Source organism: Paenibacillus periandrae, assembly GCF_022458865.1.
In the GTDB taxonomy this organism is placed as follows: Bacteria; Bacillota; Bacilli; order Paenibacillales; family NBRC-103111; genus Paenibacillus_S; species Paenibacillus_S periandrae.
The window spans coordinates 1-7961 of record NZ_JAJNMU010000061.1; the positions used below are offsets into that span (position 1 = coordinate 1).

Genomic DNA, 7961 nt, shown 5'->3' on the forward strand with positions numbered 1-7961 from the left:
AAATTACATAATATACCAAATGTACAGGCTACCTCTAAGTGAAGATCAACTTTTTGGCAAACTGAGCCCGAACATTGTTCAGAATATTCCAACTGTTGAGATCGATCAGTTTAATGCAACGCTAGTGTATAAATATGAAATTTAGCTCATAAGATTCAATATAACAAATGAAACATGTCGTAAACTGTCGATTATTGTTGTCGAATTATATTATTTCAAATAAAAGGATGATTGTCCCAAACGCTTAGATAAGGGACAGCCATATGTGTTAATTAGAAAAATATTAAATAAACATAGTAATGAAATTATTGCAAAGCGATGCATTTTCCATAACTGCATGCTTTTTGGCACGCACTATCAATTAAAGATCCATCGGTGTTTAATTGCCTGCAGGAGATAGACGGTATTCCAAACGTTAATACCATTGATGATAATGTTCAACGGGGGCTGATCTTGTAGCGCACGTTCCCGCAGCTCGCCATGTTTGCCGAAGAAGATCGCTCTGGCCAATGCGTTCATTGCTTCTCCTTTGTTCAACCCCCCATGGATTTTTCTCCGAAGCGCCTCGCTCGAAAGGTAATTCAGTATGAAGATCGTTTTCTCGATACGCCCCATTTCTCGCAACGCGGTAGCCAAGCTGTCCTGTGACCTTCTCGGGTATCTGTCAGCTATTCCGCCGCGGTGCATGTATTGAGCTAACGTAAAGAAGTGGCATAAAGCCGCTCTTGTCTCTGATTTTCAAATTTATCAGCCTGTCGCGGTGAAACAGTCTATTGTGCAAAGTCGCGATAGTCTATGACAAATGTTACTTACCTACACCCCTTTCCTATTTCCCTTGGCAACCATTTCATGCAAGTTAACTGCCTACCAAGCTACAATGTAGTTAGTAACGTTGCGGTTACAACCAAAATAGAATACCACAAATCAATAGTTGCAAGGCGATGGAATCTCCATGATTAAGCTTATATTTAAGTTACTTCGGAAAAGCATCCCACGGGATATTGAGGGTTAAGTTCATATTGCTAGATTCGCCGCCCAATTCATTCGGCATTGGGTGAGGTACTAATAAAAAAGACCTTGAAAGTTTTACCTCTCAAGGTCATAAGCATCATGCATTATGAATTATAAATTGAAATAAATTCAATGGGTGCGATACTTTCATCCCATTCATCTATATCCTCTAGTTCAAAACAAATACCTGGATAATCGGGCAAGATGTATACATAGTCTTCCTTAGCCCATTTAATACCGTGCTTATTTAAATCAGATATTGTACTCCCAATACCAATTTTATCTAGAAATTTCCCATCGTACTCTCCAAAGACCATAATTTGAGATACCATATCCTTATCTCTTAATACCCAAAATTTCATGTCCTTGAAAGTGAGTGTGAAATGATTATCTAGTGACTCTAGATTGTAGCTTTCATCGAATTCATTCTTTAACTCTTCTAAACTCCATCCTAGATGGTATTTGCCTACACTTTTACCATTAAGAATTATCTCTTCCACTTAGCGTCTCCTCGCTTATTGTAATTTAACAATGTTAATACCTTTATACTCAGTGCCGACAAAGAAATCTACTACTTGTCCTGATTTGACATCAATTACTGCAGTTTTACCGTCAAATGTTATAGCACGTTGCCTTGCTCCATTTAATGACCCTGAGCCGTTCCATGTTCCTTCAAGTATTGATGCATTTTTATTACTTTGGTTTGCCGTTGCAAATTCCTTAGCCGCCGCATCGTATTCTTTCTTCGATGCATATCCCATACCCCTACCGTGTTTATTATAGTGGTCTCCAAGTTGATACATTTTAGATTCAGCCACATTTATTGGGGTGCAAGCACCACCAGTGTTATGAACCCAAATACCAAGGTCAGAAACAAAGTAGGTATGGAACTCATCTACCGTCATGTTGTAAACTGTGACGTGCTTGTGTTCCAGTTCGATGCTCTCAATCTTGAGTGTATTCCCGTCACTTTGAACAAGCAAGTCTCCGACTATGAGGTCTTTGACGAACGTCCACCCCTTATCCTTCACATAGAACGGATGGTTAAAGGTCGATTCAATCACTTGGTCGCCTACATGGATTTGATAAATCTCATCCGTCTCATGATTGAACGTAGCTGTAACTGCTTTGTAGCCTACTTCGCCAGTCGCTTCATCCTTCGAGAGAACCTTATCTCCGACTTCAATGTCTTCGATATTTTTCTCCCCTTCGTCTGTTAAAACTTTAGTTCCTGCGGCAAAGCAGTTACACCCTTTAGCTACTGTTCCCGCTATCTTTTCAGCTTCAGCCGCTTCTTTACTGATCTTGCCCATCTTGCTGAAGAGCTTTCCTTCTGCACTCATCGAAAGATAAACCCCGCCTTTAGCAAGTGCTTCGATATCCGCAGAGGTAAACTCACCATCAGTTAATGTATCATAATTTTCTGGACCTACGATACCTTCACGAACAAAAATCTCTAGTCCTTTTTTAAAACCATCCCACATTTCACTACCAGTCATCTGTCCTGTAGGATCCCAATGTGTCAACGGATTATTCTCCACATACGTATACCCATTCAAACTCAGCGGTTTTTTTAAATCCCCTTCATACGTATCCTGATTCATAAACCGTCCTATACTCGGATCGTACCATCTCGCGCGTAGGTATTGCAAGTGGGTGCTGTTATCCCAAAACTCGCCACTGTAGCGAAATGGATTGGCTACTTGTTCGGTAGCGAGTGTCGGATTTCCCCAAATATCATACGCATACTGATTCAAGCGGGTATTGCCTGTCGCATCTCTCAATTCTACGACATCTTGATGTCCATTAGACAAATAGTACGCTTGGCTTCCGTCTGCTGCCGCGCGGGCGGCTAACCCATTCCCCCGGATATATCGCGCTTTTAACGAGGCAGTGCCGCCAGACACATTCCCTTCGGCGATTAAGTTTCCACTGTCATAGTAATAACGTGTGGTGATGCCATTTTCCGTGCGCTCATACAGTTGCCCATCCCCGTTATATCGGTACGTAACCGAACCGTTTCCTTCGGGAGCCACTTGTGTGAGCCGATCTGAGGCATCATAGCTATAATCCACATTCTCAATGCTCGGGGCGTAATCGCTCTGCATCGTCGCTCTATTGCCACGGTTATTATACGAGTAGGTTTGGTTGTACTGGCTAGAGGTCTCAATGCGGTCCAACTTATCATAGCCAAAGGAATAAGGAACTCCGTTCTCCACTTTGCTCGTCATATTCCCATTCGCATCATACCCATAGCTATAGCTATTGATGACCGTTTCGTCTGCTTTCTTATGCAGCAAGGTGTTCAGCTTCAATCCATCATACGTATACTCGCTCTTATTCCCATTACGTAGTTTTGCTCTGCTCAGCAGGTTGTTTCCCTTATATGTATATGCGGCATCGTAATTGTTCATATCCGTTGTTGGCCCCACAACGTCCAGTCGGTTGCGATTGTCATAGTGATAATAACTCACGTAACCGAAAGGATCCGTCATTGATTTCCGTAACCCAAGCTGATCATACTCATACGCGATGTACCGTCCATCTGGTGAGGTCACCTTCTGCAATTCACCGGTTGTTGCTTTGTAGTTGTATCGGGTCGTGCCGGTCAGGTCGCTCATGACCGTTCGCCGTCCAGCTCCATCGTAGTCGAAGCCCACCGTCTCACCCGGGCTTGTTCTTTTGATCAGCCGATTTCGATTGTTGTAATCATACTGGGTCACTTGTCCCTTACGATCGACCTTTTTGGCTAACTGGTCGTTCCCATTGTAATAGAGCTTTTCCTCTTGCTGCAGGGGGTCCGTTTTGCGGATCATTCGTCCCCGTTCATCATATTGCTTGATCAGCTTGTTCCCGTCGGCATATTGAACTTCTTTCAACATCCCCGCCAACGTATAGGCGTACGAGGTGACTTCATGATTCGCCTGCGTGACCTGTTTCAAGCGGCTTAACGCATCATAACCATACTGCGTCAAATTCCCTTTGGCGTCCCAATGACTAAGCGGGGTAGTGAGATAGCCGTATTCCATCCGTTCCAGTGGGAACAAGCTGCCATTCTTGACTTCCTCTTTCTTCTCTACACGCCCCAGCTTGTCCGTCGTTGTTTTTACCCCAGAGCCTTCGGGATCTACTGTGGTTTGTGTCCGGGCGATATCATCGTAGGACATCACGGTCTGCAAGGCATCGGGGTACGTCGTCCTGATCGGGCGGCTCCAGGCATCATAGGCCACCTGTGTACGCTTGCTTGCCGCATCTTCGGACCATATTTGGCGGCCGTAGCTATCGTTGCCATATTTCATTTTGACTTGATACGTCCCGTCCAGGATCCCTTCTTCAATTCGCTCCCCCAACGGGTTCCAGCGGATCTTGGAAGTCACGCCCGTCTCATCGGTTACCGTCATCTCATTGGTGAGATCGTTATAGGTTGCGGTTTTCGCCAAGGTATCGGCAAACTGAATACGCGTTATCCGATTCAAAGGATCATAGTCCATGATTGTCGTGTTCCCCGCCCCATTCTTCACGGTTTTGGGGTTACCCGTAATTGGGTCATACGTGAAGATCCGGCTGATCGTAGAGGGGATTCCATCTGCATCGGTCACCGTTTGGGTTTCCTTAGTCGGAAACGCACTGTTGTAATCGGTGCTGTATTCCAGTTGGGTGATGTTTTGACGACCCCCGTCATCCAGGATTTTGATCTGGACCGGATTCCCGTACCCGTCGATCTCATAATCCGTCTTTTGTAAGACGCTGCCGTAGGCATTATTTTCCTTGATCACTTCCTGTGTGACCGTATGCTTGGCATTTCTCGTCAGCTCTTTGTACAGGCTCAGCCCCGCACGAACCGGCTGCGTGATGCTTTTGAGCAGATGGGACGTCGGATCATATCCATATTCAGTCGTCACCCTCAGGGCATTGGTTTCCGTCAGCTTGTTCCCATAGATGTCGTAGGTGTAGTCCACCGTGCTCACATCCGATTCCTGCTGGGTGCTGATTTTTTTGTTTCTCGTAGAGACACTGCTCGGTACCGGCAATTTCCGCACTTCGTCATACGTAGAGTCGGTCGTGCGAATCAGACCGTCTCCGCTTTCGACTTTCCTGTACGTGTACGGATAATAGGACAACCCCTCATCCCAGACCCAGAGTCTACGATTGTAAAACGTGGTGCTGGTTAAATCGTCCGCTATCGTCATCGAAAATTCGGTGTTGGTCGAATCGGCATCGGCGTTTAAATCGCCCACATAATCGAACGTTTTTTTATTTTTGATTTCTACTACGTTTTGCTCATTCTTCATCCGATCTTCACGGCCGCGAACCCGGTATCCGCCCGTCAGCGCTTTACCGTAATACCGGATGACGGGTTGAGTATCATACGTATATTCGCTTATAGCCGTTGTCGGATAGGTAACGCGATTTAATAAAGCGTACGGATACGTCGCATTTCTCCACGTCGGATCCTTGATTTGATAAGCATACAACGTCTGGCGGTTGTTCGCATCCGTGACGCCCGTTAAGATCTTTTTCTTCGACATGTACGATTCATCATTTTCATACACATAGCGGTTTTCCGTTGTGTACGTAACGGTTTTAGTTCCCTGTGTGAGCACAATGCTATTCTCATGGTACGTAATCGCGATCTCGCTGCCTGCCGACCCGGTGATTTTGGAAAGCAGCCCATTCCCTCCATACGTAAAGGAGATCGTGTTTTGGTAAGCATCCATGATTTTGGTCAGTTGATGGTTGGCATTGAACACGTACTGGGTGCCATCTAACAAATGTAACGTGAGGGTAATAAGCCCATAACTACCGTCTCTCTCTGTACTTACGGTGACATCATTCCAAGGATTTCCTTTCAGAATGGTAGATTCATCATAGTACTCGAAGGATCCTTTTCCCGGGATATAGACATTGTAATTATTTAAATTCCGATATAACGAAGGGATATCCCAAAACCAACCGGTTCCGATCCGGTATTTGGAATCAATGGATGGCGCAGCGATCGTGTTGTTCGCATATTTCAAATATTGAGCTTGGTTGCTGTCATACACACGGGTTAAGGCAAACGATTGTCCATTGCGCCCGGGCAGCACCAAATCGGTCTCCCGCAGCGTTAAGCCACCCGTTAGTGTAGACACGATTTCATTGCCCATATTCAGTTTAAACGGCGCTTCATTCGTCTTAATATCTTCGGATGATTCGTTTACGGCAGCCACGTGGACCAAACCCTCTGCGTCCCGGATCGGCAGGCGTTGAGCGAAATCGCGCATGGAGGAATCTTCTACAATCTGCCCTGATCCCGGAAGAGGCGGATTCGGGTTGGTGGGTTCAGGGTCAATAGGTGTTGTGGAAATCGGTCGGCTTAGGGCTTGTTGAGCATCAACCAGTCCGTACCCATAGGTGAACTTTTCACCCAAGGTAAAGGCACTTTCTTTCAGCGTTTGACGCAGACTTACAGCCGTTGCTGTCGGTGCCTTTTGCTTCAGCAAAGCAGCCACACCAGCCACGTGGGCAACGGAAGCCGACGTTCCACTAGCCACCGCGTTACTGCCGGTTAAGGAAAGTCCTGTTATGTTGACGCCAGGAGCGACGAGTTCCACTTCCGGTCCCCGGTTGGAGAAAGAGGCCACCTGATTATTGCTGTCAACAGCTCCGACGGCCATGGCTGTAGGAAATTTGGCTGGGTAGGAAACGGACGATTTTCCGTCGTTGCCGGTCGCGGCTATAAGTAGAATCCCATTGGCAGCGGCCAACTGCATCGCTTCTTTTAATGCGGCGGAATGCTCTTCGCCGGCGAAACTTAGGGTGACGATGTCCATGTGATTGTCCATCGCCCATTCCAGGCCTGCGATCACCCAGCTGTAACGACCGCCACCGTTCACGTCAAGTACTTTCACCGCATACAGATCGGCTTCAGGTGCAATGCCAACCAATCCTTGGCCGTTGCGCAGCGCGCCGATAATACCGGCTACATGGGTACCATGTCCATTTGTATCCGAATAGCTGGTCTCATTCGGAACGAAGGTTGCGCCACTGACCACCCGAAGATCCGGATGATTGGCCGCGATTCCGGTATCCAGAATCGCGATTTTGACGCCTTTGCCCGAGTAGACGCTGCTATATACGCTGTCGGTAACCACGGGTACATGAATCTGAGTCAGGTTAGGCGTGAGCAGATCTGCCGATTTCTGGACATAGCTGTCCCGTTCCACATACTCCACATTGGGATCCTGCTGGAGCTTTTGAAGGTCTGCTTTTTTTAAACGAACGGCTGCATGAGCATTCAGACGACTGAACGCCTTCTCCGACTTTTTGTTCATCGTACGTAATGCTGTGTTGCCTTTGGAGCCGTCTTTGAATTTGACAATATAGCCGATTTCCTCCTCCTTTTCAAAGGAGGGGTTGGGGGCGGCTAGCAAAGGTGTGGCCAGGCTGAATACAATCATAAATATAAGTAGACTTGAAAGCCATTTCTTGAACATAAGATCCTCCGATTCTTTTTAAGCGGACAGTAGCCGACGTAAGGTTTTGGTTTTTAGTAGAATAATAGGTTGATCGTAAGAATGAAGCCGCTATAAATAAACCAGAGGGGCTATAAATCTCGGGAATAATTTTTATTTTTTAGTCTTCTTCACCATATTCCCATTGCTATCATATTGAAGCTCTGAAGTCCCACCATTCGGAAAAGAAATCATTTCTTGTAGCTTGTTGGTGCTATCATATTTATATCTGACGCCACTCGTATAGGTAACTGCTGGATCCCATTTGGTCCCATCGCTACTATTTTCTCCGTTTGCATCTACAAGGAAGTACAAAGCATCTCCTTCTGTCACACCTACCGATACATCCGTATCAGTTCCTCGTAAATCGTTATAAGCAAGATTCGTTGACCATTTAAGGGCGGAATTATGTAATATTTTCACGGTCACACCATTCCCTCCGCTTCCCCAAAGCAT

General features: G+C 46.0%; 3 protein-coding genes and 1 pseudogene. All 4 read right to left on the reverse strand.

The features are described from left to right. Positions 1-381 precede the first annotated feature (381 nt). A pseudogene (locus LRL21_RS44255) lies at positions 382-660 on the reverse strand (Tn3 family transposase); the annotation flags it as partial. Between the two features lie 455 nt (positions 661-1115). After that, positions 1116-1511, reverse strand: coding sequence for a hypothetical protein (locus LRL21_RS44260; RefSeq protein WP_240422125.1), 396 nt, complete (start codon positions 1509-1511; stop codon positions 1116-1118). 15 nt (positions 1512-1526) lie between these two features. Further along, the gene (locus LRL21_RS44265) at positions 1527-7487 is read right to left on the reverse strand and encodes a S8 family serine peptidase (RefSeq protein WP_240422126.1); all 5961 of its coding nucleotides are present in this window, start codon (positions 7485-7487) and stop codon (positions 1527-1529) included. Positions 7488-7619: 132 nt separating this feature from the next. Further along, on the reverse strand, positions 7620-7961 hold a 342-nt coding region (locus LRL21_RS44270), incomplete at its 5' end, for a hypothetical protein (RefSeq protein ID WP_240422127.1).